This window comes from Pseudomonas sp. GD03858, assembly GCF_029840925.1.
GTDB lineage: Bacteria > Pseudomonadota > Gammaproteobacteria > Pseudomonadales > Pseudomonadaceae > Aquipseudomonas.
On sequence record NZ_JAOCDM010000015.1, the window covers coordinates 46,521 to 72,470 of the forward strand.

At 64.5% G+C, this 25,950-nt stretch carries 24 protein-coding genes; 11 read left to right on the forward strand and 13 right to left on the reverse strand.

What is annotated here, in order from left to right:
• Positions 1 to 139: 139 nt before the first annotated feature.
• A complete protein-coding gene (locus N5D48_RS06730) occupies positions 140 to 1,789 on the forward strand; it encodes a GMC family oxidoreductase N-terminal domain-containing protein (RefSeq protein WP_279882458.1) in 1,650 nt (549 codons plus the stop codon).
• 97 nt (positions 1,790 to 1,886) lie between these two features.
• Complete coding sequence (locus N5D48_RS06735; RefSeq protein WP_279882460.1) at positions 1,887 to 3,506, forward strand: MFS transporter; 1,620 nt, start codon at positions 1,887 to 1,889, stop codon at positions 3,504 to 3,506.
• 261 nt (positions 3,507 to 3,767) lie between these two features.
• Here N5D48_RS06735 and N5D48_RS06740 read toward each other — a convergent pair whose 3' ends face one another.
• From N5D48_RS06740 to glyQ, 4 genes are all read right to left on the reverse strand, one after another.
• The gene (locus N5D48_RS06740; RefSeq protein WP_279882462.1) at positions 3,768 to 4,538 is read right to left on the reverse strand and encodes a lysophospholipid acyltransferase family protein; all 771 of its coding nucleotides are present in this window, start codon (positions 4,536 to 4,538) and stop codon (positions 3,768 to 3,770) included.
• 64 nt (positions 4,539 to 4,602) lie between these two features.
• Entirely contained in the window at positions 4,603 to 5,130 is a 528-nt protein-coding gene (gene gmhB, locus N5D48_RS06745; RefSeq protein ID WP_279882464.1) for a D-glycero-beta-D-manno-heptose 1,7-bisphosphate 7-phosphatase, read from the reverse strand.
• Between the two features lie 4 nt (positions 5,131 to 5,134).
• Positions 5,135 to 7,189, reverse strand: a complete 2,055-nt coding sequence (gene glyS, locus N5D48_RS06750) for a glycine--tRNA ligase subunit beta (RefSeq protein ID WP_279882466.1) — start codon at positions 7,187 to 7,189, stop codon at positions 5,135 to 5,137.
• A complete protein-coding gene (gene glyQ, locus N5D48_RS06755) occupies positions 7,186 to 8,133 on the reverse strand; it encodes a glycine--tRNA ligase subunit alpha (protein WP_011531473.1) in 948 nt (315 codons plus the stop codon). Before glyQ ends, glyS begins: the two co-directional genes overlap by 4 nt.
• An 84-nt stretch (positions 8,134 to 8,217) precedes the next feature.
• On the opposite strand from glyQ, the gene N5D48_RS06760 reads away from it, so the two are divergent.
• Complete coding sequence (locus N5D48_RS06760) at positions 8,218 to 8,769, forward strand: DNA-3-methyladenine glycosylase I (protein WP_279882468.1); 552 nt, start codon at positions 8,218 to 8,220, stop codon at positions 8,767 to 8,769.
• A 41-nt stretch (positions 8,770 to 8,810) separates the two neighbouring features.
• Positions 8,811 to 9,698 (forward strand): lysophospholipid acyltransferase, encoded by an 888-nt coding sequence (locus tag N5D48_RS06765; RefSeq protein ID WP_279882470.1) that lies wholly within the window; start codon positions 8,811 to 8,813, stop codon positions 9,696 to 9,698.
• A 117-nt stretch (positions 9,699 to 9,815) separates the two neighbouring features.
• Here the strand turns inward: N5D48_RS06765 and N5D48_RS06770 are convergent, their stop codons facing one another.
• The 5 genes from N5D48_RS06770 to def form a co-directional block, all read right to left on the reverse strand.
• Positions 9,816 to 10,124 carry a tetratricopeptide repeat protein gene (locus N5D48_RS06770; RefSeq protein ID WP_096049045.1) on the reverse strand — a complete coding sequence of 103 codons (309 nt, stop codon included), beginning with the start codon at positions 10,122 to 10,124 and terminating at the stop codon, positions 9,816 to 9,818.
• Between the two features lie 124 nt (positions 10,125 to 10,248).
• Positions 10,249 to 11,622, reverse strand: a complete 1,374-nt coding sequence (gene trkA, locus N5D48_RS06775; RefSeq protein WP_279882473.1) for a Trk system potassium transporter TrkA — start codon at positions 11,620 to 11,622, stop codon at positions 10,249 to 10,251.
• A 25-nt stretch (positions 11,623 to 11,647) separates the two neighbouring features.
• On the reverse strand, positions 11,648 to 12,958 hold the full coding sequence (gene rsmB, locus N5D48_RS06780) for a 16S rRNA (cytosine(967)-C(5))-methyltransferase RsmB (RefSeq protein ID WP_279882475.1): 1,311 nt from the start codon (positions 12,956 to 12,958) through the stop codon (positions 11,648 to 11,650).
• Complete coding sequence (fmt, locus tag N5D48_RS06785; RefSeq protein WP_279882477.1) at positions 12,955 to 13,887, reverse strand: methionyl-tRNA formyltransferase; 933 nt, start codon at positions 13,885 to 13,887, stop codon at positions 12,955 to 12,957. Before fmt ends, rsmB begins: the two co-directional genes overlap by 4 nt.
• A gap of 62 nt (positions 13,888 to 13,949) precedes the next feature.
• Positions 13,950 to 14,456 carry a peptide deformylase gene (gene def, locus N5D48_RS06790; protein ID WP_279882479.1) on the reverse strand — a complete coding sequence of 169 codons (507 nt, stop codon included), beginning with the start codon at positions 14,454 to 14,456 and terminating at the stop codon, positions 13,950 to 13,952.
• Between the two features lie 208 nt (positions 14,457 to 14,664).
• On the opposite strand from def, the gene dprA reads away from it, so the two are divergent.
• The 3 genes from dprA (at position 14,665) to N5D48_RS06805 (ending at position 17,105) form a co-directional block, all read left to right on the forward strand.
• Entirely contained in the window at positions 14,665 to 15,762 is a 1,098-nt protein-coding gene (gene dprA / locus N5D48_RS06795) for a DNA-processing protein DprA (protein WP_279882481.1), read from the forward strand.
• Between the two features lie 39 nt (positions 15,763 to 15,801).
• Entirely contained in the window at positions 15,802 to 16,359 is a 558-nt protein-coding gene (locus N5D48_RS06800) for a Sua5/YciO/YrdC/YwlC family protein (RefSeq protein ID WP_279882483.1), read from the forward strand.
• Between the two features lie 434 nt (positions 16,360 to 16,793).
• Positions 16,794 to 17,105, forward strand: a complete 312-nt coding sequence (locus tag N5D48_RS06805) for a hypothetical protein (RefSeq protein WP_279882485.1) — start codon at positions 16,794 to 16,796, stop codon at positions 17,103 to 17,105.
• 161 nt (positions 17,106 to 17,266) lie between these two features.
• Here N5D48_RS06805 and N5D48_RS06810 read toward each other — a convergent pair whose 3' ends face one another.
• Complete coding sequence (locus N5D48_RS06810; protein WP_279882487.1) at positions 17,267 to 18,244, reverse strand: NADPH:quinone reductase; 978 nt, start codon at positions 18,242 to 18,244, stop codon at positions 17,267 to 17,269.
• Positions 18,245 to 18,376: 132 nt separating this feature from the next.
• Between N5D48_RS06810 and hemF the strand changes: the two genes are divergently transcribed.
• Both hemF and aroE read left to right on the forward strand, forming a co-directional pair.
• Positions 18,377 to 19,288 carry an oxygen-dependent coproporphyrinogen oxidase gene (hemF, locus tag N5D48_RS06815; RefSeq protein WP_011531485.1) on the forward strand — a complete coding sequence of 304 codons (912 nt, stop codon included), beginning with the start codon at positions 18,377 to 18,379 and terminating at the stop codon, positions 19,286 to 19,288.
• Between the two features lie 25 nt (positions 19,289 to 19,313).
• Positions 19,314 to 20,138 carry a shikimate dehydrogenase gene (gene aroE, locus N5D48_RS06820; RefSeq protein ID WP_279882489.1) on the forward strand — a complete coding sequence of 275 codons (825 nt, stop codon included), beginning with the start codon at positions 19,314 to 19,316 and terminating at the stop codon, positions 20,136 to 20,138.
• 124 nt (positions 20,139 to 20,262) lie between these two features.
• Here aroE and N5D48_RS06825 read toward each other — a convergent pair whose 3' ends face one another.
• The 3 genes from N5D48_RS06825 to betC form a co-directional block, all read right to left on the reverse strand.
• Positions 20,263 to 21,828 (reverse strand): SulP family inorganic anion transporter, encoded by a 1,566-nt coding sequence (locus N5D48_RS06825; RefSeq protein ID WP_279882491.1) that lies wholly within the window; start codon positions 21,826 to 21,828, stop codon positions 20,263 to 20,265.
• Between the two features lie 149 nt (positions 21,829 to 21,977).
• Positions 21,978 to 22,901, reverse strand: coding sequence for a choline ABC transporter substrate-binding protein (choX, locus tag N5D48_RS06830; protein WP_279882493.1), 924 nt, complete (start codon positions 22,899 to 22,901; stop codon positions 21,978 to 21,980).
• Between the two features lie 14 nt (positions 22,902 to 22,915).
• Positions 22,916 to 24,433 (reverse strand): choline-sulfatase, encoded by a 1,518-nt coding sequence (betC, locus tag N5D48_RS06835; protein ID WP_279882495.1) that lies wholly within the window; start codon positions 24,431 to 24,433, stop codon positions 22,916 to 22,918.
• A gap of 109 nt (positions 24,434 to 24,542) precedes the next feature.
• Between betC and N5D48_RS06840 the strand changes: the two genes are divergently transcribed.
• Together N5D48_RS06840 and N5D48_RS06845 are read left to right on the forward strand one after the other, a co-directional pair.
• A complete protein-coding gene (locus N5D48_RS06840) occupies positions 24,543 to 25,442 on the forward strand; it encodes a LysR family transcriptional regulator (protein ID WP_279882497.1) in 900 nt (299 codons plus the stop codon).
• A 160-nt stretch (positions 25,443 to 25,602) separates the two neighbouring features.
• Positions 25,603 to 25,935: a DOPA 4,5-dioxygenase family protein gene (locus tag N5D48_RS06845; RefSeq protein WP_186652805.1), complete on the forward strand. Its 333-nt coding sequence runs from the start codon at positions 25,603 to 25,605 to the stop codon at positions 25,933 to 25,935.
• The last annotated feature ends 15 nt before the right edge of the window (positions 25,936 to 25,950 follow it).

Here is a 25,950-nt window from a genome sequence, read left to right on the forward strand (position 1 = left end):
GTTTACCCGCGAATGGGCCTGCTCAGGTATGACGCTGTGCTAAAACGCACAACGGCTGCGCGAAATCTCGTGTTTCCTCAGCGAAATTAATCAATAAGATGGACCGGGACAAGAATAATAATCAGGCGCGAGGTTGCACATGCCATCAGCCGATTCTGTCTACGACTACGTGGTCGTGGGCGCCGGTCCCGCCGGTTGCCTGCTGGCCAACCGCTTGTCCGCCGACCCTTCGTGCCGTGTATTGCTGCTCGAGGCGGGTGGCCGCGACAACTATCCCTGGATTCACATCCCCGTCGGTTACCTCTACTGCATCGGCAATCCGCGCACCGACTGGTGCCTCAAGACCGAGGCCCAGCCCGGCCTGAACGGTCGCAGCCTGGGTTATCCACGGGGCAAGGTGCTGGGGGGCTGCTCGTCGATCAACGGCATGATCTACATGCGTGGCCAGGCCGCCGACTATGACCGCTGGGCCGAGCAAGGCAACGACGGCTGGGCGTGGAAGGATGTGCTGCCCTTGTTCAAGGCCAGCGAGAACCACTTCGCCGGCGCCAGCGACAGCCACGGCGCCGAGGGGGAATGGCGGGTCGAGCAGCAGCGCTACAGCTGGCCGATCCTCGATGCCTTCCGTGACGCCGCCGAGCAGAGCGGTATAGCCAAGGTCGACGACTTCAACGCGGGCGACAACGCCGGCTGTGGATACTTTCAGGTTAACCAGCGCAGTGGTGTGCGCTGGAACTCGGCCAAGGCGTTTCTCAGGCCCATTCTCAAGCGCCCCAACCTGACAGTGTTGACGGGCGTGCAGGTCGACCAGGTGCTGCTCGACAACACCCGCGCCCGGGCGGTGAAGGCCTTGTGGCAAGGCGCCTGGCACGAGTTCGCCGCTCGCCGCGAGATCATCCTGTGCGCGGGCTCCGTGGGCTCGCCCGGCATTCTGCAACGCTCCGGCATCGGCCCGCGCAAGCTGCTCGAAGGCTTGGGTATCGGGGTTCGCCATGAGATGCCGGGGGTCGGCGGCAACCTGCAGGACCACCTGCAACTGCGCCTGATCTATCAGGTCCGCAACACCCGCACCCTCAACCAGATGGCCAACAGCCTGTGGGGCAAGCTGGGCATGGGCTTGCGCTATGCCTATGACCGCAGCGGCCCGTTGGCCATGGCGCCTAGTCAGTTGGGCGCCTTCGCCCGTTCAAGCCCCGAGCAGGCAACGGCCAACCTGCAATACCACGTGCAGCCGTTGTCGCTGGACCGCTTCGGCGAACCGCTGCATCGCTTTCCGGCCTTCACCGCCTCGGTGTGCAACCTGCGCCCGGCGAGCCGTGGACGCATCGATATCCGCTCGGCGGACATGAATGCCGCGCCGGTGATCGACCCCAACTACCTGAGCGACCCCGAGGACCTGCGCGTTGCCGCCGATGCCATCCGTCTTACCCGGCGCATCGTCCAGGCCCCTGCCCTGGCGGCCTTCGATCCTCGTGAGTATTTGCCAGGCCCCGCGCTGCAGAGCGAGGACGACCTGCACCAGGCCGCCGGCCAGATCGGCACCACCATCTTCCACCCGGTGGGCACCTGCCGCATGGGCAGCGGCGCGCTGGACGTCGTGGATAACCAGCTGCGCGTGCATGGCATTCCTGGCCTGCGCGTGGCCGACGCCTCGATCATGCCGCAGATCGTCTCCGGCAATACCTGTTCACCCACGTTGATGATTGCCGAAAAGGCGGCACAACTGATCCTCAAGGGGGCCAATACCCAGACCAACCTCAGCGACGCCAGCGCGATACCGACGCCCTGACCCGGGTGTTTGCAACAGCGGTGGCTTGTGTTCGCAAGTCGCCGGCAGTGGAACAACAAGAATAATCACTGTGGCCCGAGGGCCGAGGACAGCAACGATGTCGGATTACATCCAGGAACAGGGGGCGGCGACGAGCAGCCCAAGCCGTCGTGAAGAGCGCAAGATCATTTTCGCGTCATCCCTCGGGACGGTGTTCGAGTGGTATGACTTTTTTCTCTATGGCGCGCTGGCCGCGGTCATCAGCAAGCAGTTCTTCGCTGGTGTCAACGACACCACCGCCTTCATCTTCGCCTTGATGGCCTTCGCCGCCGGCTTCCTGGTGCGCCCGTTCGGCGCGCTGGTGTTCGGTCGGCTGGGCGACATGATCGGGCGCAAGTACACCTTCCTGGTGACCATCGTGCTGATGGGCCTGTCGACTTTCGCCGTGGGCCTGCTGCCGACCTACGCCAGCATCGGCATCGCCGCGCCGATCATCCTGGTGGTGCTGCGCATGCTCCAGGGCCTGGCGCTGGGCGGTGAATACGGTGGCGCGGCGACCTATGTCGCCGAACACGCGCCGCCCGGCAAGCGTGGTTTCCATACCGGCTTCATCCAGTCCACCGCGACCCTTGGCCTGCTGTTGTCGCTGATCGTGGTCCTGGCCAGCCGCTACATCAGCGGCGACCAGTTCGAGACCTGGGGCTGGCGCCTGCCGTTCCTGCTGTCGATCGTGCTGCTGGCGATCTCCACCTGGATCCGCATGAGCATGCACGAGTCGCCGGCCTTCGTGAAAATGAAGGCTCAGGGCAAGATCAGCAAATCGCCGATTCGCGAGTCGTTCACCTCCTGGCCCAACCTCAAGGTGGTGCTCACGGCGCTGTTCAGCATCAACGCAGGCCAAGCGGTGACTTTCTACACCGCGCAGTTCTACGTGCTGTTCTTCATGACCCAGATGCTCAAGATGGATCCGGCCCAAGCCAACACCCTGCTGATCATCAGCGTGGTGATCGGTGCGCCGTTCTTCGTCTTCTTCGGCTGGCTGTCGGACCGGGTCGGGCGCAAGCCGATCCTGATGATCGGGCTGTTGCTGGCCACCGTGTGCTACTTCCCGATGTTCAAGGCCCTGAGCCACTACGCCAACCCGCAGATCGACGCCGCCAGCCGTCAGGCTCCGATCGTCGTCAGCGCCGACCCCAAGGGCTGCACCTTCCAGTTCGACCCGGTGGGCAAGGCGCGCTTCGACAGCCCCTGCGACAAGGTCAAGACCTTCCTGGTCAAGCAAGGCCTGCCGTACAGCTCGGTGAGCGCCAGCGGCAGCGATGTCAGCGTGAGCATTGGCGACAAGGTCATCAACGGCTTCGACGAAGTGGCCATGCGCAGCGCCATCGAGGCTGCCGGCTATCCAGCCAAGGCGGACCCGGCGCATGTGAACCAGGTGATGGTGGTGGTGCTGATCGTTGCCATGATCCTGATCGCCACCATGACCTACGGGCCGCTGGCGGCGGTGATGGTCGAGCTGTTCCCGACTCGCATCCGCTATACCTCGATGTCCCTGCCCTACCATATCGGCAACGGCTGGTTCGGCGGCTTCCTGCCGACGGTGTCGTTCGCGTTGGTGGTGTACACCGGGGATATCTTCTATGGGCTGTGGTACCCGGTACTGATCACCGGGGTGAGCCTGGTGGTGGGGATCTTCTGCCTGAAAGAGACCCGGGATGTGGATATCGACAAGGTCTGAGATTTTCGCTGGGGCCTTCGCGGGCTCGCGCAATACCCTGTGGGAGCGGCGGTGCGCCGATGCGATTTACCCGCGAAGAAGCCTGCAGCGATTTCAGCCCACAAAAAAACCGGCGTAAAAGCCGGTTTTTTTATCGCGGGAAAAAACTTATGCACGATTTTCGAAAAAACGTCATACATGGAAATAAATAGCTAATTCAATCACTTAGCTATGTTTTAAGTCGCTTAATCCAAAAATTGCTAACAAGTTATCCACAGATCGTCAGGCAGACTGTTGCTCGGGTTTTTCCGCCGCTGGCGGCAGCGAACCCATGGCACGTTGGGCTGCCTCGTTCCATGCCTGGGCACGGTCGTTGAGCTCGGCGATGGCACGCGGGCCAGTCCCCTCCGGATACATCGGCTCGCCAATCACCACCTCGATGGTGCCCGGGCGTTTGCCCCAACCTTCGCGCGGCCAGAACTTGCCGGCGTTGTGGGCGATCGGCAGTACCGGCAAGCCGGCGTTCACCGCCAGCGCGGTACCGCCGCGGGAGAACTTGCCCATCTGCCCATGCGGCACGCGAGTGCCTTCGGGGAAGATCAACACCCAGGTGCCCTGCTTGAGCAGCTCGTCGCCCTGGCTGGCAACCTGGCGCAGGGCCTCCTTCGGGTTTTTCCGGTCGATGGCGATAGGCCGCAGCATGGCCATGGCCCAGCCGAAGAACGGCACGTACAGCAGCTCGCGCTTGAGCACCTGGCTCAGCGGCGAGAAGTACGCCGACAGGAAGAACGTCTCCCAGGTGCTCTGGTGGTTGGACAGGATCACGCAAGGTACGTCAGGCACGTTCTCGGCGCCGGTGACCTTGTAGTCGATCCGCAGGATCGTCCGCACCAGGAACAGTGCGCAGCGGCACCAGTACACGTTGATGAACCTGTAGCGCTTGGGAAACGGCAGGAAAGGCGCGACGAAAAAGCTCAGCGAGCACCACAGCAGCGAACTGGTGCCCAACAGCAGGTAAAAAAGAAAGATTCTGATCGCCTGCAGGATCGACATAGTGGCATGTACCGTTGCGGGCGTGCCCGCCTAATGAAAAGTGCGCCAGTCCTGGCGCACTCATTTAAATAATTTCTCTGGCGATGGCTGCCAGATCGTCGAAAATCAGCGTTTTTTCCGGGACACCCTTTTCCAGGGTCCTCTCGCCCTTGCCGGTTTTTACCAACACGGGTTGTGCATCGACGGCCAGGGCCGCCTCCAGGTCACCTTTGCTGTCGCCGACGAACCATACACCGGTCAGTGGCACCTGGTAATGCTCGGCAATGGTCCGCAGCATGCCGGGTTTGGGCTTGCGGCAGTCGCAGCCTTCATCCGGGCCGTGCGGGCAATGCACGATCAGGCCGACTTCGCCGCCCTGCTCGGCCACCAGCGCACGCAGGCGCGCATGCATGGCCTCGAGGGTCTCCAGCGGGTAGTAGCCGCGGGCAATGCCGGACTGGTTGGTGGCAACCGCCACCGTCCAGCCCGCCTTGCTCAACTGCGCGATGGCCTCGATCGAGCCGGGAATGGGGACCCACTCCTCCAGCGACTTGATGTAGGCGTCGGAGTCGTGGTTGATCACTCCGTCTCGATCAAGAATCAGCAGTTTCAACGACTCACCCCAGCAGCGAGATATCGGCCACGCCCAGGAACAGTCCGCGCAGGCGGCTGAGCAGGGCATAACGGTTGGCGCGCACCTTGGCGTCCTCGGCGTTGACCATCACCGCCTCGAAGAAGGCGTCGACCGGGTCACGCAGGGCGGCCAGGCGAGCCAGGGCCTCGCTGTACTGACGCGCGGCGGCCATCGGTTGCACGGCCTGGTCGGCCTGCTGGATGGCCGAGTACAGGGAGAACTCGTTGGCGTTGTCGAAGTACTTCGGCTCGACCTGCTCGGCGATGGCGCCTTCGGCCTTGCCCAGCAGGTTCGACACGCGCTTGTTCGCCGCGGCCAGGGCTTCGGCTTCGGGCAGCTTGCGGAAGGCCTGCACGGCCTGAACGCGCTGGTCGAAGTCCAGCGCCGAGCCCGGCTTCAGGGCACGCACCGACAGGTAGGTGGAGACGTCGATGCCTTCGTCCTCGTAGCGTGCGCGCAGACGGTCGAAGACGAACTCCAACACCTGCTCGGACAGGCCGGCGGCCTTGACCTTGGCACCGAACTGCTTGACCGCGAACTCGACCGCGACGGCCAGGTCCAGGTCCAGCTGCTTCTCGATCAGGATGCGCAGCACGCCCAGGGCGGCACGACGCAGGGCGTACGGGTCCTTGCTGCCGGTGGGCAGCATGCCGATGCCGAAGATGCCGACCAGGGTGTCGAGCTTGTCGGCGATGGCCACGGCGGCACCGGTGAGGGTCTGCGGCAGCTCGGCGCCAGCGCCGCGCGGCATGTACTGCTCGTTCAGCGCCAGGGCGACGTCTTCCGGCTCGCCGTCGTTGAGCGCGTAGTAGTAGCCGGCGATGCCCTGCATTTCAGGGAATTCGCCGACCATTTCCGAGGCCAGGTCGCACTTGGACAGCAGGCCGGCACGGCCGGCGTTGGCGGCGCTGCCGCCGATGTACGGAGCAATGAAGGCGGCGAGCTTGGAAACGCGCTCGGCCTTGTCGAACACGGTGCCCAGCTGAGCCTGGAACACCACGTTCTTCAGGCGCTCGTTGAAGCTTTCCAGCGGCTGCTTCTTGTCCTGCTTGAAGAAGAACTCGGCGTCGGTCAGGCGCGGGCGCACGACCTTCTCGTTGCCTTCGACGATCTGCTTCGGATCGCGGCTCTCGACGTTGGCCACGGTGATGAAGCGCGGCAGCAGCTTGCCTTCGCTGTCCAGCAGGCAGAAGTACTTCTGGTTGTCCTGCATGGTGGTGATCAGGGCTTCCTGCGGCACCTCGAGGAAACGCTCCTCGAACGAGCACACCAGCGGCACCGGCCACTCGACCAGGGCGGTCACTTCGTCCAGCAGCGCCGGCGGCACGATGGCCGTGCCTTCCTGCTGCATGGCCAGCTCCGCGGTGCGCTTGCTGATCAGCTCGCGACGCTCGGCGAAGTCGGCCAGCACGTGGGCCTTGCGCAGGTCCTCGACGTAGTTGGCCGGGGTGGTGATGAGCACGTTTTCCGGGTGGTGGAAGCGGTGGCCACGGGATTCACGGCCGGCCTTCTGGGCCAGGATGGTGCAGTCGACCACCTGGTCGCCCAGCAGCATCACCAGCCACTGGGTCGGGCGCACGAACTCTTCACGGCTGGCGCCCCAGTGCATGCGCTTGGGGATCGGCAGGTCGTTGAGCGAATCCTCGACGATGGTCGGCAGCAGGCTGGCGGTGGCCTTGCCCGGAATGTGCTGGGAGAAGCGCAGCTTGGGGCCGCTCTGGTCGATGTCCGACAGCTCCACGCCGCACTTCTTGGCGAAGCCCAGGGCGGCCTGGGTCGGCTGGCCTTCGGCGTTGAACGCGGCCTGCACGGGCGGGCCGTCGATGTTGATGCTGCGGTCCGGCTGCTGCACGTCCAGCTGGCGGATCAGCACGGCCAGGCGGCGCGGCGCGGCGTAGACCTGCTTGCCGGTGTAGTTCAGGCCGGCGGCCTGCAGGCCTTTCTCGATGCCAGCGAGGAAGGCGTCGCCCAGGGTGGCGAGGGCCTTCGGTGGCAGCTCTTCGGTGCCCAGTTCAACCAGGAAATCTTGAGCACTCATTGTGCAGCCTCCAGCTTAGCCAACACTTCATCACGCAGTTCAGGAGAGGCCATCGGGAAGCCCAGGCGTGCGCGGGCTTGCAGATAGCTTTGCGCCACGTCCCGGGCCAGGGTACGCACACGCAGGATGTAGCGCTGGCGCTCGGTCACCGAGATGGCGCGGCGGGCGTCCAGCAGGTTGAAGGTGTGCGAGGCCTTCAGGACCATTTCGTAGGTCGGCAGCGGCAGGTCCAGCTTGATCAGGCGGTTCGCTTCGCTTTCGTAGAAGTCGAACAGCTCGAACAGCTTCTCGACGTTGGCGTGCTCGAAGTTGTAGGTCGACTGCTCCACTTCGTTCTGGTGGAACACGTCGCCGTAGGTGACCTTGCCGAACGGACCGTCGGCCCACACCAGGTCGTAGACCGAGTCCACGCCCTGCAGGTACATGGCCAGGCGCTCCAGGCCGTAGGTGATTTCACCGGTGACCGGGTAGCACTCGATGCCGCCGACTTGCTGGAAGTAGGTGAACTGGGTCACTTCCATGCCGTTCAGCCAGATTTCCCAACCCAGGCCCCAGGCGCCGAGGGTCGGCGATTCCCAGTTGTCTTCGACGAAGCGGATGTCGTGAACCAGCGGGTCCAGGCCGATGGCTTTCAGCGAGCCGAGATACAGCTCCTGGAAGTTGGCCGGGTTCGGCTTGAGCACCACCTGGAACTGGTAGTAGTGCTGCAGGCGGTTGGGGTTTTCGCCATACCGCCCGTCGGCAGGGCGACGGCTGGGCTGCACGTAGGCGGCGTTCCAGGTCTCCGGGCCGACGGCGCGCAGGAAGGTAGCGGTGTGGAAAGTGCCGGCGCCTACTTCCATATCGTAGGGCTGAAGCACCACACAACCTTGCTCGGCCCAGTAGTTCTGCAGGGCGAGGATCAGGTCTTGGAAGGTACGCACGGCTGGCGTAGGCTGGCTCACGAAATTCACCTGTATCTGGGGATGCGGATGTAAAGAGCGGGAGTATAACCCGATTCGCCTCGCCCTCTACGTTATTGGAGCCTTATGCCACGCTGCTTTTGGTGTTCCGACGATCCGTTGTACCAGGCCTATCACGACCATGAGTGGGGAACGCCGCAGCGCGATCCGGCGTTGCTCTTCGAGATGCTTTTGCTCGAAGGGTTCCAGGCGGGGCTGTCGTGGATCACGGTATTGAAGAAACGCGAGCGCTATCGCCAGGTGCTGGACGGTTTCGATCCGGTGAAACTGGCACGCCTGAGCGACGAGCGCATCGAGGAGCTGATGCTGGACCCTGGCATCATCCGCAACCGCCTCAAGCTCAAGGCCGTGCGCCGCAATGCCCTGGCCTGGCTGGCTGTGGATAACCCCGCCGAGTGGCTGTGGTCGTTCGTCGGCGGTGAGCCGAAGATCAACCATTTCCAGGGGCGCGGCGACGTGCCGGCGGTCACCGACGAGGCCAAGGCCATGAGCAAGGCCCTGCAGAAGGCCGGTTTCACCTTTGTCGGGCCGACCATCTGTTACGCCTTCATGCAGGCCACCGGCATGGTCATGGATCACACCACCGACTGCGATCGCTACGCCGCGCTGGTGCGCTGACGGGGTACAATGCGCGCCTTGCTGAAATAAGGAATTGGCCTGTGGAAAAGTTCAAGGGCGCCCTGATGGTCGGGGTGCTGCGCCTGTTTGCCAAGCTGCCCTGGGGCGCTGTGCAGCGTGTCGGCGCCGGTATCGGCTGGCTGATGTGGAAAATCCCCAATGGCTCGCGCAATGTCGTGCGCATCAACCTGGCCAAGTGTTTCCCGGAGATGGACCCGGTCGAGCGCGAGCAGCTGGTTGGCCGCGCATTGAAGGACATCGGCAAGTCGTTCGTCGAGAGCGCCTGTGCCTGGATCTGGCCGCCGCAGCGCTCGCTCGATCTGGTCAAGGAAGTGCATGGCCTGGAAGTGCTGGAGCAGGCCCTGGCCTCGGGCAAGGGCGTGGTCGGCATCACCAGCCACCTGGGCAACTGGGAAGTGCTCAACCACTTCTATTGCAACCAGTGCAAACCGATCATCTTCTACCGCCCGCCCAAGCTGAAGGCGGTGGATGACCTGCTGCGCGAGCAGCGCGTGCAGATGGGCAACCGCGTGGCGCCTTCGACCAAGGAAGGCATTCTCAGCGTGATCAAGGAAGTGCGTCGGGGTGGTCAGGTGGGGATTCCGGCCGATCCGGAGCCAGCGGAGTCGGCGGGCGTGTTCGTGCCGTTCCTCGGGACCCAGGCGCTGACCAGCAAGTTCGTGCCGAACATGCTGGCCGGCGGCAAGGCGGTCGGGGTGTTCCTGCATGCCCTGCGGCTGCCGGATGGCTCGGGCTTCAAGGTGTTCCTGGAGGCGGCGCCGGAAGCGATGTACAGCACCGATGTAACTGAATCGGCGGCGGCCATGAGCAAGGTGGTCGAGCGTTATGTGCGCGAGTACCCGAGCCAGTACATGTGGAGCATGAAGCGCTTCAAGAAGCGTCCGGCGGGCGAAGCGCGCTGGTATTGAGATTGCTGGGGGCGCTTTGCGCCCCTTTCGCGACACAAGGCCGCTCCTACAGGTGACCGCAATCCCCTGTAGGAGCGGCCTTGTGTCGCGATGGGCTGCAAAGCAGCCCCGGCGATCTCAAGCCTTGTTCAGCTTCTTGAGAAAAACGGTCATCTCTTTCTCGGCCTGCTTGTCGCCATGGGCCTGCGCCGCGACGATCCCCTCTTCCCAGGCCTTGCGCGCTCCGTCCAGATCCCCGCTCAACTGATACGCCTTCCCCAACAGCTTCCACGCCGCCGAGTACTTAGGATCCTGCCTCACACAGGCCGCCAGGTGCACCGCCGCTTCAGCCCCGTTGCCCTCGTCCAGCCAGGCCTTGCCCAGCCCGAACCTCAGCAGCGGGTTATCCACACCCTTGGCCAGCATCTTCTCCAGCGATTCGCGCATAGGTTTCTCTCCCGAATCCATGATGTTGCGGGCGCCTGTGGGAGCGGGTTCACCCGCGAATGCGTCGGTGAATCGACAATCGTATTCGCGGGTGAACCCGCTCCCACAGGGTTGGCTTTCTCTTCTAGAAGAAACTCAGGCCCACGTGGAACAGCTTCTCCACGTCCCGAATATGCTTTTTATCCACAACGAACAGGATCACATGGTCGCCCGACTCGATCACCGTGTCGTCGTGGGCGATCAGCACCTCTTCGTCGCGAATGATCGCGCCGATGGTGGTGCCCGGCGGCAACGAAATGTCCTCGATGGCCTTGCCCACTACCTTGCTCGACTTCGAATCGCCATGGGCCACCGCCTCGATGGCCTCGGCGGCGCCGCGGCGCAGCGAGTGCACGCTGACGATATCGCCCCGACGCACGTGGGCCAGCAGGGTGCCGATGGTGGCCAGCTGCGGGCTAATGGCGATATCGATATCACCGCCTTGCACCAGGTCGACGTAGGCCGGGTTGTTGATGATGGTCATCACCTTGCGCGCGCCCAGGCGCTTGGCCAGCAGCGACGACATGATGTTGGCCTCGTCGTCGTTGGTCAGGGCCAGGAAGATATCGGCGTCAGCGATGTTCTCCTCGAGCATCAGGTCCTTGTCCGAGGCGCTGCCCTGCAGTACCACGGTGCTTTCCAGGGTGTCGGAGAGCTGGCGGCAACGGGCCGGGTTCATTTCGATGATCTTCACCTGGTAGCGGCTCTCGATGGCCTCGGCCAGACGTTCGCCGATCTGCCCGCCGCCGGCGATGACCACGCGCTTGTTGGTCTCGTCGATGCGCCGCAGCTCGCCCATCACCGCGCGGATGTCCTTCTTCGCGGCGATGAAGAACACCTCGTCGTCGGCCTCGATCACCGTGTCGCCCTGGGGCGTGATCGGCCGGTCGCGACGGAAGATCGCCGCCACGCGGGTATCGACGTTGGGCATGTGCGCGCGGATCTGGCGCAGTTGCTGGCCCACCAACGGGCCGCCGTAGTAGGCCCGGACCGCCACCAGCTGGGCCTTGCCCTCGGCGAAGTCGATCACCTGCAGCGAGCCCGGATGTTCGATCAGGCGCTTGATGTAGTTGGTCACCACCTGCTCGGGGCTGATCAGCACATCCACCGGGATATGGTCGTTGTCGAACAGCTCTTCGCGGGTGAGGTAGGCCGACTCGCGCACCCGGGCGATCTTGGTCGGGGTATGGAACAGCGAATAGGCCACCTGGCAGGCGACCATGTTGGTTTCGTCGCTGTTGGTCACCGCCACCAGCATGTCGGCGTCATCGGCGCCGGCCTGGCGCAGCACCGTCGGCAGCGAGGCGCGGCCCTGCACGGTGCGGATGTCCAGACGGTCGCCGAGATCGCGCAGGCGCTCGCTGTCGGTGTCGACCACGGTGATGTCGTTGGCTTCGCTGGCCAGGTGCTCTGCCAGCGTACCGCCTACCTGGCCTGCGCCGAGGATGATGATCTTCATCCGCTACTCCCTACCCTTTTTGTTCTTACCCGCGCGAGGCGGCGATCTTGATCAGTTTGGCGTAATAGAACCCATCGTGACCGCCTTCCTGGGCCAACAGCTGGCGGCCATGGGGCTGGCGCAGGCCAGCCTCGGTGGCCAGGTCCAGTTCGCGGGCGCCGGGGGTGCGGGCGAGGAAGGCGTCGATCACTTCGGTGTTCTCGGTCGGCAGGCTCGAGCAGGTGGCGTAGAGCAGCATGCCGCCAACTTCCAGGGTCGGCCACAGGGCATCGAGCAGCTCGCCTTGCAGCGCGGCCAGGGCCGGGATGTCCTCGGCCTGGCGGGTCAGTTTGATGTCCGGATGGCGGCGGATCACGCCGGTGGCCGAGCACGGCGCGTCGAGCAGGATGCGCTGGAATGGCTTGCCGTCCCACCAACTGGCGGTGTCACGGGCGTCGCAGGCGATCAGCTCGGCGTCGAGCTTGAGGCGGTCGAGGTTCTCGCGCACGCGGGCCAGGCGCTTGGCTTCCAGGTCGATGGCGACCATGTGGGCCAGGCCAGGCTCTGCTTCCAGCAGGTGGCAGGTCTTGCCGCCCGGGGCGCAGCAGGCGTCGAGCACGCGCTGGCCGGGGGCCAGTTCGAGCAGGTCGGCGGACAGCTGCGCGGCTTCGTCCTGCACGCTCACCCCGCCGTCGGCGAAGCCCGGCAGACCGCGCACGTCGCAGGCCTCGGCCAGGACGATGCCATCACGGCTGTACTGGCAGGCGCTGGCCTGGATGCCGGCCTCGGCCAGCAGCGCCAGGTAGGCCGCGCGGCTGTGGTGGCGGCGGTTGACCCGCAGGATCATCGGCGGGTGGGCGTTGTTGGCGGCGCAGATGGCTTCCCACTGCTCCGGCCAGAAGGCTTTCAGCGACTTCTGCAGCCAGCGCGGGTGGGCGGTGCGCACCACCGGGTCGCGTTCCATGCCGGCGAGCAGTTCCTCGCCTTCACGCTGGGCGCGGCGCAGCACGGCATTGAGCAGGCCCTTGGCCCACGGCTTCTTGAGCTTGTCGGCGCAACCCACGGTCTCGCCGATGGCGGCGTGGGCCGGGATGCGCGTGTAGAACAGCTGGTACAGGCCGACCAGCAGCAGCGCCTGCACATCGGCGTCGGCGGCCTTGAACGGCTTCTGCAGCAGTTGCGCGGCCAGCAGGTCCAGGCGCGGTTGCCAGCGGGCGGTACCGAAGGCCAGGTCCTGGGTCAGGCCGCGGTCGCGCTCCTCGACCTTGTCCAGTTGCGCCGGCAGCGAGCTGTTCAGCGAGGCCTTGCCGCTGAGCACGGCGGCAAGGGCACGGGCGGCGGCCAGGCGTGGGTTCATTGGCCGAGCACCTTGCCACTGGCGAACTTCTCGCGGCGGCTGTTGAACAGGTCGCTGAAGGCCAGGGCCTTGCCGCCGGGCAGTTGCAGGCGGGTCAGGCTCAGGGCTTGATCTCCACAGGCGACGACCAGGCCGTCCTTGCTGGCGGAGAGGATTTCGCCGGGGGCGCCCTTGCCTGTGGACAAGTTGGCGGCCAGCACCTTCACGCTTTCTCCGTCGAGGGTGCTGTGGCACACCGGCCACGGGTTGAAGGCACGGATCAGGCGTTCCAGCTCGATGGCCGGGCGGCTCCAGTCGATGCGGGCTTCGTCCTTGTTCAGCTTGTGGGCATAAGTGGCCAGGGCATCGTCCTGCACTTCACCTTGCAGCGAACCGTCTGCCAAGCCGGCGATTGCCTGGACTACAGCAGGCGGGCCCATTTCGGCGAGGCGGTCATGCAGGGTGCCACCGGTGTCCTCGGCGCTGATCGGGGTGACCACCTTGAGCAGCATCGGGCCGGTATCCAGGCCCGCTTCCATGCGCATCACGGTCACGCCGCTCTCGGCGTCGCCGGCTTCCACGGCGCGCTGGATCGGCGCCGCACCGCGCCAGCGCGGCAGCAGCGAGGCGTGGCTGTTGATGCAGCCCAAACGCGGAATATCCAGCACCACTTGCGGCAGGATCAGGCCGTAGGCGACCACCACCATCAGGTCCGGCTTAAGCGCGGCGAGCTCGGCTTGCGCCTCGGCGTTGCGCAGGGTCTGCGGCTGGTACACCGGAATGTCATGGGCCACTGCCAGTGCCTTTACTGCGCTCGGCATGAGCTTCTGGCCACGGCCGGCCGGGCGGTCGGGCTGGGTGTAGACGGCCACGATCTCGTACGGGCTGTCGAGCAGGGCCTTGAGGTGTTCGGCGGCAAACTCTGGAGTGCCTGCGAAGACGATGCGCATGGAGTTCTCGCTTCTTCAAAAAGAAAAAGGCTTGCCGGAGCAAGCCTTCTGGAAGGTGGGGATCAGGCTTGCTGGCGGTGCTGCTTTTCCAGCTTCTTCTTGATCCGGTCGCGTTTGAGCTGGGACAGGTAGTCGACGAACAGCTTGCCGTTGAGGTGATCGAACTCGTGCTGCACGCACACGGCCAGCAGGCCTTCGCATTCCAGTTCGTAGGGCTTGCCGTCGCGGTCCTGGGCCTTGACCCGCACGCGCAGCGGGCGATCGACGTTCTCGTAGAAGCCGGGCACCGACAGGCAGCCTTCCTGGTACTGGCCCATGTCGTGGGTCAGCTCTTCGACCGAGGGGTTGATGAAGACGCGCGGTTCGCTGCGGTCTTCGCTCAGGTCCATTACCACGACCTGCTTGTGCACGTTGACTTGGGTGGCGGCCAGGCCGATGCCGGGCGCCTCGTACATGGTCTCGAACATGTCGTCGATCAGCTGGCTCAAGGCGTCGTCGAACTCCGTCACCGGTTTGGCGATGGTGCGCAGGCGCGGATCGGGGAATTCGAGAATGTTCAAAATGGCCATGGCGGTCAGGCAGTCACTGTGCGGTCGGTTGAAAACTGAGCACACATAATAAAGGGAAATGGGGCGTTCGGCACCTGTGAAGCTTGGCTAGGGTCTCTATGGGCTTGATAGCTGCCATTTCATGGACAGCTTTTCAAAGTGTTACTCACAAAGTTATCCACAGGTTGTGCCACGTATCTGGCCCCCTGTCGATCAAGGACGATCCACCATGAACCCATCCCGTTCGTCGCCTTGTCCGCCTGCGGAACTGGAGGCGCGGCTGCGTCTTCATAGCCTTCCAGAGATTGGCTTGCGTCGTTTCCATACCCTCATCGAAGCGTTCGGCAGTGCCTCGTCGGCACTCAGCGCGCCGGCCAGTGCCTGGCAGGCGTTGGGGCTGAAGGCTGCCAGTACAGACGCCCGGCGCAGCCCGCAAGTGCGCGATGGTGCATTGGCTGCAATGCGCTGGCTAGAGCATCCGGGCCAGCATTTACTGATGTGGGACGAGCCTGGCTACCCGGCGCTGCTGGCCGAGATAGACGACCCGCCGCCACTGTTGTTCGTTGCGGGCGACCCCGATTTGCTCGAGCAACCGCAACTGGCGATCGTGGGCAGCAGGCGTGCTTCTCCCCCGGCGCTGGATACCGCAGGCGCGTTTTCCCGATGCCTGTCCCAGGCCGGTTTCACCATCACCAGCGGGCTGGCGCTGGGCGTCGACGGTGCCGCTCATCGGGCCGCTTTGAAGACCGGCGGACACACCATCGGGGTGCTCGGCACGGGGTTGCAAAAACTTTATCCACAGCGCCACCGTGACCTGGCACGGGCCATGCTCGACAGTGGCAGCGCGCTGGTTTCCGAGTATCCGCTGGACGCCGGGCCACTGGCCGGCAACTTCCCACGGCGTAACCGGATCATCAGCGGCTTGTCGCTGGGTGTGCTGGTGGTCGAGGCCAGCCTGGCTAGCGGCTCGTTGATCACCGCACGGCTTGCCGCCGAACAGGGGCGGGAGGTGTACGCGATTCCCGGCTCCATCCACCACCCCGGCGCGAAGGGCTGTCACCAGTTGATCCGCGATGGCGCCCTGCTGGTGGAAAGCGTGGAGCAGATTCTCGATAGCCTGCGCGGCTGGCAGAACCTGCCGCCTGCGGTTGTGGACAAGCCTGGACATCCACTGCTCGCCCTGCTCCACGCCGCGCCTCAGACCAGCGAGGGCCTTGCCCATAGCAGCGGCCTGCCGTTGGCCCAGGTGCTCGCCAGTCTCACCGAGCTGGAGCTCGAAGGCCGGGTGAGCAATGAAGCCGGTCGTTGGTTTGCCCGTGCCGGCTAAGTACACTGCGCACACGGCGTTTATGCGGAGAGACGGAAAATGGTGAGCAGTTGGCGTGTGCAACAAGCCGCGCGTGAGGTGAAGGCGGGTGCGGTGATCGCCTATCCGACGGAAGCGGTCTGGGGCCTGGGCTGCGACCCGTGGAACGAGGACGCGGTGTATCGCCTGCTGGCGCTCAAGTCGCGGCCTGTGGATAAAGGACTGATCCTGATCGCCGACAATATCCGCCAGTTCGACTTTCTGTTCGAGGATTTCCCCGAGGAGTGGATCGACCGCATGAGCGCCACCTGGCCCGGGCCGAACACCTGGCTGGTGCCGCACCAGGGCCTGCTGCCCGAGTGGGTAACCGGGCAGCATGACACCGTGGCGCTGCGGGTCAGCGATCATCCACAGGTGCGTGAGTTGTGCGCGCTGGTCGGGCCGTTGATCTCCACCTCCTGCAACCCGGCCGGGCGGCCGGCGGCCAAGAGCCGGTTGCGGGTGGAGCAGTATTTCCACAACGAGCTGGACATGGTGCTGGGTGGGGCGTTGGGTGGGCGGAAGAACCCGAGCCTGATTCGCGACCTCGTGACCGGTGAGGTTGTGCGCCCGGGCTGATACCGCTGGCGAGGGCTTTGCCCTCGTTTCGCGACACAAGGCCGCTCCTACAGGGGTACGCGATCCCTTGTAGGAGCGGCCTTGTGTCGCGAAAGGGCCGCAAAGCGGCCCCAGAATTCCCCGCCGATTTTTCTGATTTGCACCCAGATGGCTGCCCATTCTGAATTCAGAGAAATATCCTACGCAGTCTGTCGACTGCCATTACCTTCTCAGTGGGAACGCTTGCCTCTAGGCTCCAAGCCGTCGCCGAATAACTTGGCGATCGGGTGTGGTAGCCCGGGTATTCGATTCCCCATGTCAGTCCATGGCGGCTGTGCGTGGGAGGCTTTCGAGCCTGCCTGGTTTGGGAATCGCCCGGGTCTACCACCTCGCGTACAGTCGCCACCCAATTCGCGTGGTAGCGGGGCCGGTGGTTTTTTAAGGAGCGAATTCCCATGACTAGAAAGCTTGTTCCCGATCCACCACTCCCAAATACCACAACCCACCCCTTTGGCCGCTGCGATGCCGGCCACCCACCGCTCTTCACCGTAAATCCCAACATCGAAGCCCACGACGCCCTGGTACACGTCGCGCTCTACCTGCGCTGCGCCTACGACACTGGCATCAAGGCCCTCGATCACCTGCGCGACGAGGGGCGTGGCATGTATTGGTCGAGCCTGCATTCGCTGGAAATGGCGGAGGGGTTGGTAGAGGCGATGCTCGATGGCCTCGAGTCGGCGCCTGTAGCCCAAGGCGCTGCTGACTAGTTGGCGCTATCGCGGGCAATGTTTTGAATTTGCGTTCGACTTGGACTCGCTGGGGCCGCTGCGCGCCCCTTTCGCGACACAAGGCCGCTCCTACAGGTGACCGCGATCCTCTGTAGGAGCGGCCTTGTGTCGCGAAAGGGGCGCGCAGCAGCCCCAGAGCCTCAAGGCAGAAGCACAGTCGAGCCAACGGTCCGTCGCGCAGACAACTCCGCCTGCGCCTTGGCCGCCTCGCTCAACGGATACCGCTGCTGGATATCCACCACAAGCTTGCCACTGGCGATCATCGCGAACAGGTCATCGGCCATGGCCTGGGTATTCTCGGCATTGTTGGCGTAGCTCCCCAGCGTCGGCCGGGTGACATACAACGACCCCTTCTGCGACAGGATCCCCAAGTTGACTCCGGTTACCGCGCCGGAGGCATTGCCGAAGCTCACCATCAAACCGCGCGGCCTGAGGCAATCCAGCGAGGTCAGCCAGGTATCGGCGCCCACGCCGTCATACACCACCGCGCACTTCTGACCGTCGGTCAGCTCCAGCACGCGCTTGGCCACATCTTCATGGCTGTAGTCGATGGTCGCCCAGGCGCCGAGGGCCTTGGCCCGTTCGGCTTTCTCGGGAGAACTCACGGTGCCGATCAGCTTCGCGCCCAGCGCCTTGGCCCACTGGCAAGCCAGCGACCCCACACCACCGGCGGCGGCATGGAACAGCACGAAGTCCCCCGGTTGCACGGGATAGGTCTGCTTGAGCAAATACTGCGTGGTCAGCCCCTTGAGCATCACCGCCGCCGCCTGTTCGAAGCTGATCGCCTCCGGCAGCTTCACCAGGTTGGCCTCCGGCAGCGTATGCACCTCGCTGTAGGCTCCCAGCGGCCCACCGGCATAGGCCACGCGGTCGCCGACCTTGATCCGGCTGACGCCCTCGCCCACCGCCTCGACCACGCCGGCCGCTTCGGTGCCCAGCCCGGAAGGCAGCGCAGGCGGCGCATACAGCCCGCCACGGAAATAGGTGTCGATGAAGTTCAGCCCGATCGCATGGTTGCGCACCCGCACCTGCTGCGGGCCGGGCGGTGCCGGGTCGAACTCCACCAGTTGCAGGACTTCCGGGCCGCCATGCTGGCTGAACTGGATACGCTTGGCCATCACACACTCCTGTTGTCGAGGGTCGCAAAGACCTTCTATCGGACGCCTTTGCTTGATCGCCGTCAACTGCGACGCGGTGTTTGCCGGTGGTATGCTACGCGGCGAATTTTCCCGCTCTTTCCAGGTGACCCGATGACCAGCCGCACCGAGGCCGTAAAAGCCTACCTGCTCGACCTGCAAGACCGCATCTGCTCTGCCCTCGAAACCGAAGACGGCGGCGCCCGTTTCGTCGAGGATGCCTGGGTGCGCGATGCCGGTGGTGGCGGTCGCACGCGGGTGATCGGCGAGGGCAAGGTGATCGAGAAAGGCGGGGTGAACTTCTCCCACGTGTTCGGCGCCGGCCTGCCGCCGTCGGCCAGTGCCCACCGGCCGGAGCTGGCGGGACGTGGCTTCGAGGCCCTGGGTGTGTCGCTGGTGATCCACCCGCACAACCCGCATGTGCCGACTTCCCACGCCAACGTGCGCTTTTTCATCGCCGAGAAGGAAGGTGAAGAGGCGGTATGGTGGTTCGGCGGCGGCTTCGACCTGACCCCGTACTACGGCAACGAAGAAGACTGCGTACACTGGCACCGCGTCGCCGAGCAGGCCTGCGCGCCGTTTGGTGCGGACGTCTACCCACGCTACAAAGCCTGGTGCGACCGCTACTTCCACCTCAAGCACCGTGGCGAGCCGCGCGGCATTGGTGGCCTGTTCTTCGACGACCTGAACGAGTGGGACTTCGACACCTGCTTCGCCTTCATGCGTGCCATCGGCGACGCCTACGTCGACGCCTACCTGCCGATCATCCAGCGGCGCAAGGACACGCCGTACACCGCCAAGCAGCGTGAATTCCAGGAATACCGCCGTGGCCGCTACGTCGAGTTCAACCTGGTCTACGACCGTGGCACGCTGTTCGGTTTGCAGTCCGGTGGTCGCACCGAGTCGATCCTGATGTCGCTGCCGCCGCAGGTGCGCTGGGGTTACGATTGGAAGGCGGAGCCTGGCAGCGAGGAAGCGCGCCTGACCGACTACTTCCTGCAGGACCGCGACTGGCTCGCCCAGTAAGCCTGTGGATAACCGAGGAGCTCCCATGGACCAGTACGTCGTATTCGGCAACCCCATCGGCCACAGCAAGTCGCCGCTGATCCACCGCCTGTTCGCCGACCAGACCGGCCAGGACCTGGAGTACGCCACCCTGCTGGCGCCACTGGACGAGTTCAGCGACTGCGCCACGGGCTTCTTCAAGCAAGGCAGCGGCGCCAACGTTACCGTGCCGTTCAAGGAAGAGGCCTATCGCCTGTGCGACAGCCTCACCCCGCGCGCCCAGCGTGCCGGCGCGGTGAACACCTTGACCAAGCTAGCCGACGGCACCCTGCAGGGTGACAACACCGACGGCGCCGGGCTGGTGCGTGACCTGACGGTGAACGCCGGGGTGACCTTGGCTGGCAAGCGCATCCTTATCCTTGGCGCCGGCGGTGCTGTTCGGGGTGTGCTGGAGCCGATCCTGGCGCACAAGCCACAGTCGCTGGTGATCGCCAACCGCACCGTCGAGAAAGCCGAGCAGCTGGCACGGGAGTTCGACGAGCTGGGGCCGGTGGTGGCCAGTGGTTTCAGTTGGTTGCAGGAGCCGGTGGACGTGATCATCAACGCGACTTCTGCGAGCTTGTCTGGCGAACTGCCGCCGATTGCCGACAGCCTGGTCGAGGCGGGGCGCACCGTGTGCTACGACATGATGTATGGCAAGGAGCTGACGCCTTTCTGCCAGTGGGCGAGCAAGCTGGGGGCGGCCAAGGTGCTGGATGGGCTGGGGATGCTGGCCGAGCAGGCGGCCGAGGCGTTCTTCATCTGGCGTGGGGTGCGGCCGGAGACTGGGCCGGTCTTGGATGAGCTGCGCCGACAACTCGCTCGGGCTTGAGATTGCCGGGGCCGCTATGCGGCCCTTTCGCGACACAAGGCCGCTCCTACAAGGGGCCGCGATTTCCTGTAGGAGCGGCCTTGTGTCGCGAAAGGGCTGCGCAGCAGCCCCCAGGATCTGAAACTCATTCCTGGAATTTGACCGGACATCCTTCAACCCCCTCTAACTTCTGTAGTTCCTCGATGACCTGCGGCCTTGCCCGCTGCAACGTCAGGCTCCCGCCATTACGCATCAACCGCCGCGCCTCGCGGTGCAACATATCCACACCCGAGTAGTCGATAAAGTTCACCTGCCGCGCATCGATCACCACATGCGGTCCCTGGCAGCGCTGCAAGCGCACTTGCAGGTAATGCGCCGCGCCGAAGAAGATCGACCCGCCCACCCGCAATACGTCCGCCTCCCCTTCCCGGCTCTGCTGCACTCGCGGCCTCGAGGTGCGCTTGAGGTAGAAGAACAGCGATGCCAGCACCCCGGCGTAGATTGCCGTCTGCAGCTCCAGCAGCAGCGTCGCGGTAGCGGTCAGTGCCATGACCAGAAACTCCGAACGACTGACCCGGAACAGCGCACGGATGCCGCGATGGTCCACCAACCCCCAGCAGATCAGCAGGATGCTGCCCGCCATCGCCGGGATCGGCAGATGAGCGATCAGCCCGGCGCCAGTGACCGCGAACAGTGCCACCCACAGCGCCGAGAACACCCCGGCCAACGGCGAGCGGGCGCCTGCGTCGTAGCTGAGCCCGGAGCGGGTAAAGGAGCCGGAGGACAGGTAGCCGGAGAACAATGCCCCCACGATGTTCGACAGACCCTGGGCACGGATCTCCTGGTTGGCGTCGATCAGTTGCTCGGAACGTGCGGACAGGGAACGGGCGATGGACAGGCTGGTGACCAGCCCGAGCATGCCGACAGCCACGGCACTGGGTAGCAGGCGCAGGATCAGTTCCACATCGAGTAACGGCAGTGGGCTGAGCGGTGGCAACTGCCCGACGAAAGCGGGCACGCGCGGCACATGGCCGAACACGCCGGGCAACAGCCAGGCCGCCAGGCTCACCAGCAGCAGACTTATCAACAGGCTTGGCCAGCGTGGGCGCCACAGCTTCAACAGCACGCCAATCGCCAGGGTGCTCAGTCCCAGGACCAGCGATGGCATGTCCACCTCGCCAACGTGCCCAGCGAGTTCCTGCACGGTCTTCAGAGCCGTGGCCTGGCTAGGCAAGTCCAGGCCCAGCAGGTTGGGCAATTGCCCCAGGGCGATGACGACGGCGGCACCGAGGGTGAAGCCCAGCACCACCGAATGGGAGACGAAGTTGACCAGCGCGCCGAAGCGCAGCAGCCCCAGCAAGAGTTGGAAGATGCCGCCGAGAAAGGTCAACAGCAGCACCAGGGTCACGTAGTCGTCGCTGCCAGCCACGGCCAGCGGGCTGATGCTGGCATACAGGACGATGGAAATGGCGGCGGTGGGGCCGCAGATCAGGTGCCAGGACGAGCCCCACAGGCAGGCCACCAGCACCGGCACGATGGCGGCGTACAAGCCGTATTCGGCGGGCAGGCCGGCGATCAGCGCGTAGGCGATGGATTGCGGCAGGGCGAGGATGGCGCCGCTCAGGCCCACCAGCAGGTCCTGGCGCAGACTGCGGCCTGACTGGCGGGGGAGCCAGGTGAGGAAGGGCAGCAGGTGGTGGAGACGAGGCATGCGTCATTCCTGTTCAGTATCGCAGGCGAGGGCGTTGCCCTCGTTTCGCGACACAAGGCCGCTCCTACAGAAAAGCGCGAACTCCTGTAGGAGCGGCCTTGTGTCGCGAAAGGGCCGCAAAGCGGCCCCAGCAGCCTAACAGACAAAAATCAGAGTTTGGCTTTGACCGTTTCTGCTGCATCCCCGCCAGCTTTGGTGGTCACCCCTGCGAGCCAGGCATCCAACACCTGTGGATGAGCCTTCACCCAACCCCTGGCCGCCTCGTCAAAGCTCACCTTCTTATCCACAACCTCGGCCATGATGCTGTTCTCCATGTCCAGCGTGAACGTCAGGTTGCCCAGCAGCTTCGCCGCATTCGGGCACGCCTGTGGATATCCCTTGCGGGTCAGCGTGTACACATCACCTTTGCTGCCGAACCACTGCTCCCCACCCGTCAGGTAATGCATCTTCAACTTCACGTTCATCGGATGCGGGGTCCAGCCCAGGAAGGTGATGAACTGCTGCTTCTTCACCGCCCGGTCCACCTGGGCCAGCATCGCCTGCTCGCTGGATTCGACCAGCTTCCACTGCCCGAGCGCGAAGTCGTTCTTGTCGATGATCTCCTTCAGCGATAGGTTGGCCGGCGCGCCGGAGCCGATGCCGTAGAGCTTCTTGTCGAACTTGTCGGCGTGCTTGTGCAGGTCGGCGAAGTCCTTCACGCCGGCCTCCCACACATAGTCGGGCACCGCCAGGGTGAATTCGGTGCCCTCCAGGTTGCGCGCCAGCTGCTGCACATCGCCATTGGCGATGAACTTGTCATGGAAGCCTTGGTGCGCCGGCATCCAGTTGCCAAGGAAGGCATCCACCCGGCCATCCTTCAGGCCGCCGTAGATGATCGGCACGGCCAGGCTGTCGATCTTCACCTGGTAGCCCAGGCTTTCCAGGAGCAGGCGGGCCACGGCGTTGGTGCTGGCGATATCGCTCCAGCCGGGGTCGGCCAGTTTCACGGTGCTGCATTGCGCGTCGCCGTCGGCGGCGTGGGCCGTGCCCAGGCTCAGGGCCAGGGCGAGCACGGCGATGGAGAACTTCTGCATGGCGGCCTCTCTTCTCAATCCAGGGGTGCGGGCTGTGGATAACGTGCCTTGCGCTCGAGGTCGTCGAGATCGATGTGGTTGCGCATGTACTGTTGGCTGGCATCCACCAGGGGTTGGTGGTCCCAGCTTTTCAGCGTGCCGATGGACAGTGCCTCGGCCACCAGGCGGCGGCGGCGCTGGCTGGCCAGCACCTGTTGGCGCAGGCTGGGGATATCCCAGCGCTGCTTCGCTTCATCGACAAATGCCTGCAGCAGCGCCTGGTGCTCCGGGCTGCCGGTGAGGTTCTCCCGCTCGTGCGGGTCGCGGCTCAGGTCGTAGAGTAAACAGGGGTCGTCCTCGCTGTACACGAACTTGTACGCGCCGCGGCGGATCATCATCAGTGGGCCGACAGTGCCTTCGGCCATGTATTCGCCGATCACCTCGTCATGACCGCCCTGCCCTTGCAGATGGCCGAGCAGCGAGCGGCCGTCCAGGTGCAGGTCTTTATCCACAGCGCCGCCGGCCAGTTCGACCAACGTCGGCAGCAGGTCGCAGGTGGAAATGCTGGCGCTGATGCGCGCAGGTTTGAAGTGCTTGGGTGCGTGGATCAGCAGCGGTACCCGCGCCGACATCTCGAACCAGTGCATCTTGTACCAGAGCCCGCGCTCGCCAAGCATGTCGCCATGGTCGCCGGAGAAGACGATCAGGGTGTCGTCGGCCAGGCCGCAGTCTTCCAGGGTGTGCAGAAGCTGGCCGATGTTGTCGTCGATGTAGCTGCAGGCGCCGAAATAGGCGCGGCGGGCGTCGCGGATCTTGTCCACAGGCAGGGGCTTGTCCCACAGGTCGTAGACCTTGAGCAGGCGTTGCGAGTGCGGGTCTTGCTGGCTCTGGGCGATCATGTCGCGGGGCTGCGGGATATCCACAGCCTCGTAGAGATCCCAGTAGCGTTTGGGGATGGTGTACGGGTCATGCGGGTGGGTCATCGACACGGTCAGGCAGAAGGGCCGGCCATCGTCTTCGCGCACATGGTCGTAGAGGTACTGGCGTGCCTTGAACACCACCTCCTCGTCGAAATCCAGCTGGTTGGTACGCACGCACGGCCCGGCCTGCAGCACCGAGGACATGTTGTGGTACCAGCTCGGGCGCTCGTAAGGCGCGTCCCAGTTTACCGCCCAGCCATAGTCGGCTGGGTAGATGTCGCTGGTCAGGCGCTCCTCGTAGCCGTGCAGCTGGTCCGGGCCGCAGAAGTGCATCTTGCCCGACAGCGCGGTGCGGTAGCCGAGGCGGCGCAGGTAGTGGGCGTAAGTCGGTATGTCGGCGGGGAAATCGGCGGCGTTGTCATAGGCGCCGATGCGGCTGGGCAACTGTCCGCTGACCAGGGTGAAGCGCGAAGGCGCGCACAGCGGGCTGTTGCAGTAGGCGGAATCGAACACCACGGCCTGCTCGGCGAGGCGCGCGAGGTTGGGCATCTTGATCGGCGACGGGCTGTAGATCGGCAACAGCGGCGCGGCCATCTGGTCGGCCATGATGAACAGGATGTTGGGTTGTTTCATGGTGCCCTTCCATCGTCGATAGTTATGGTGAACGCTTGCAATCCAGCATGCTGCTGTGGATAACGTGGGTAAAGCCCGTGCCGGGCAATGACTGGGATTAGCCGAGCTTATGTTTGAGCACCTTGCCGACCTGTCACTCGACGCGCTGCGGGTTTTCGAGGCCGCCGCACGCCTGCGCGGCTTTACCGCTGCCGCCGTGGAGCTGGGCACCACACAGCCGGCGGTGAGCCAGCAGGTGAAGCGCCTGGAGGCGCAGCTGGGGACGCGGTTGTTCGACCGCATCTACCGGGGTATCGAGCTGACCGAAGCGGGTCAGCTGTTGTTCGAGCAGGTGCACCAAGGGTTGCAGGCCATGGACGAGGGTGTTGCCCAGGCCAGTGGCCGCGGGCAGCGTGAGGTGCTGCAGGTGGCTACCGACTTCGCCTTCGCCGCGTTCTGGCTGATGCCGCGCTTGCAGCGCTTTCACGAGGCCAATCCACAGGTGGATGTGAGCCTGGTGACCGGCGAGCGCAGCCAGGGGATGTTGCGCCCGGACATCGATGTGGCGGTGCTGTTTGGCGATGGGCGCTTCCATCAGGGCGAGAGTCGCTGGTTGTTCGACGAGGAGGTCTTCCCGGTCTGCAGCCCACGGCTGGCTCATGGCAAACCCTTGTCAGCCGTGGCTTTGCAACGATTGCCGTTGCTGCATTTGAAGGGTGAGCAGGCCAGTCGCTGGTTCGATTGGGCGGGGGTGTTTCGTGGTCTTGGCGTGGACAGCCCGCCTCCGGCCGGGCAGTTGCGATTCGATAACTACACGCTGCTGATCCAGGCCGCGATTGCCGGGCAAGGGGTGGCGATTGGCTGGGCGCATCTGGTCGATGGGCTGGTCGAGCAAGGATTGTTGTGTCGGCCTATGGAAGGCAGTTTGCGGTCGGAACGCGGGTATTACGTGGTGCTGCCGCCGCGAAAACGGCGCGGGGCGTTGATCCAGCGGTTCGTGGATTGGCTGGAGCGGGAGCGCCTCCTGTAGGAGCGGCCTTGTGTCGCGAACGGGGCGCGAAGCGGCCCCAGATTCCAGCATTCCTGCAACATTGCCGGGGCTGCTTCGCAGCCCTTTCGCGACACAAGGCCGCTCCTACACGGATGGCGTAGACTTCCAGGTGTTCGCATTACTGCAATCAGGAGCCACCGTGCAAAGGATCAAGGGCTATCACGCCCACGTGTACTACGACGCATCGACCATGGAGCAGGCCCGTGAGCTGTGCGAGGAAGCGACGCGCCTGTTCCCCGTGACCATGGGGCGCATGCACCAGAAGCCGGTCGGGCCGCACCCGGACTGGAGCTGCCAGCTGGCCTTCGGACCGGAAGTGGTCGGTGTGGTGCTGCCGTGGCTGGCGTTATATCGCAAGGGGCTGGTGGTGTTCCTGCACCCGGAAACCGGGGATGAGCTGGCGGATCACCGCGATCATGCGATCTGGATGGGGGCGATCAGGCCGTTGGATCTGTCGATTTTCAAAGAGTAGGGCGGTGTTGTTTGT

What these genes read in the sequence shown, in the direction of transcription:
- N5D48_RS06825 (WP_279882491.1), bottom strand. Translation starts at nt 21,828, where the DNA reads ATGCCTCGTCTCCACCACCTGCTGCCCTTCCTCACCTGGCTCCCCCGC.
- N5D48_RS06810 (WP_279882487.1), bottom strand. Translation starts at nt 18,244, where the DNA reads ATGGCCAAGCGTATCCAGTTCAGCCAGCATGGCGGCCCGGAAGTCCTG.
- N5D48_RS06730 (WP_279882458.1), top strand. Translation starts at nt 140, where the DNA reads ATGCCATCAGCCGATTCTGTCTACGACTACGTGGTCGTGGGCGCCGGT.
- N5D48_RS06840 (WP_279882497.1), top strand. Translation starts at nt 24,543, where the DNA reads ATGTTTGAGCACCTTGCCGACCTGTCACTCGACGCGCTGCGGGTTTTC.
- N5D48_RS06770 (WP_096049045.1), bottom strand. Translation starts at nt 10,124, where the DNA reads ATGCGCGAATCGCTGGAGAAGATGCTGGCCAAGGGTGTGGATAACCCG.
- N5D48_RS06800 (WP_279882483.1), top strand. Translation starts at nt 15,802, where the DNA reads ATGGTGAGCAGTTGGCGTGTGCAACAAGCCGCGCGTGAGGTGAAGGCG.
- N5D48_RS06740 (WP_279882462.1), bottom strand. Translation starts at nt 4,538, where the DNA reads ATGTCGATCCTGCAGGCGATCAGAATCTTTCTTTTTTACCTGCTGTTG.
- dprA (WP_279882481.1), top strand. Translation starts at nt 14,665, where the DNA reads ATGAACCCATCCCGTTCGTCGCCTTGTCCGCCTGCGGAACTGGAGGCG.
- rsmB (WP_279882475.1), bottom strand. Translation starts at nt 12,958, where the DNA reads ATGAACCCACGCCTGGCCGCCGCCCGTGCCCTTGCCGCCGTGCTCAGC.
- def (WP_279882479.1), bottom strand. Translation starts at nt 14,456, where the DNA reads ATGGCCATTTTGAACATTCTCGAATTCCCCGATCCGCGCCTGCGCACC.
- fmt (WP_279882477.1), bottom strand. Translation starts at nt 13,887, where the DNA reads ATGCGCATCGTCTTCGCAGGCACTCCAGAGTTTGCCGCCGAACACCTC.
- trkA (WP_279882473.1), bottom strand. Translation starts at nt 11,622, where the DNA reads ATGAAGATCATCATCCTCGGCGCAGGCCAGGTAGGCGGTACGCTGGCA.
- choX (WP_279882493.1), bottom strand. Translation starts at nt 22,901, where the DNA reads ATGCAGAAGTTCTCCATCGCCGTGCTCGCCCTGGCCCTGAGCCTGGGC.
- N5D48_RS06735 (WP_279882460.1), top strand. Translation starts at nt 1,887, where the DNA reads ATGTCGGATTACATCCAGGAACAGGGGGCGGCGACGAGCAGCCCAAGC.
- betC (WP_279882495.1), bottom strand. Translation starts at nt 24,433, where the DNA reads ATGAAACAACCCAACATCCTGTTCATCATGGCCGACCAGATGGCCGCG.
- N5D48_RS06805 (WP_279882485.1), top strand. Translation starts at nt 16,794, where the DNA reads ATGACTAGAAAGCTTGTTCCCGATCCACCACTCCCAAATACCACAACC.
- aroE (WP_279882489.1), top strand. Translation starts at nt 19,314, where the DNA reads ATGGACCAGTACGTCGTATTCGGCAACCCCATCGGCCACAGCAAGTCG.
- glyS (WP_279882466.1), bottom strand. Translation starts at nt 7,189, where the DNA reads ATGAGTGCTCAAGATTTCCTGGTTGAACTGGGCACCGAAGAGCTGCCA.
- N5D48_RS06760 (WP_279882468.1), top strand. Translation starts at nt 8,218, where the DNA reads ATGCCACGCTGCTTTTGGTGTTCCGACGATCCGTTGTACCAGGCCTAT.
- hemF (WP_011531485.1), top strand. Translation starts at nt 18,377, where the DNA reads ATGACCAGCCGCACCGAGGCCGTAAAAGCCTACCTGCTCGACCTGCAA.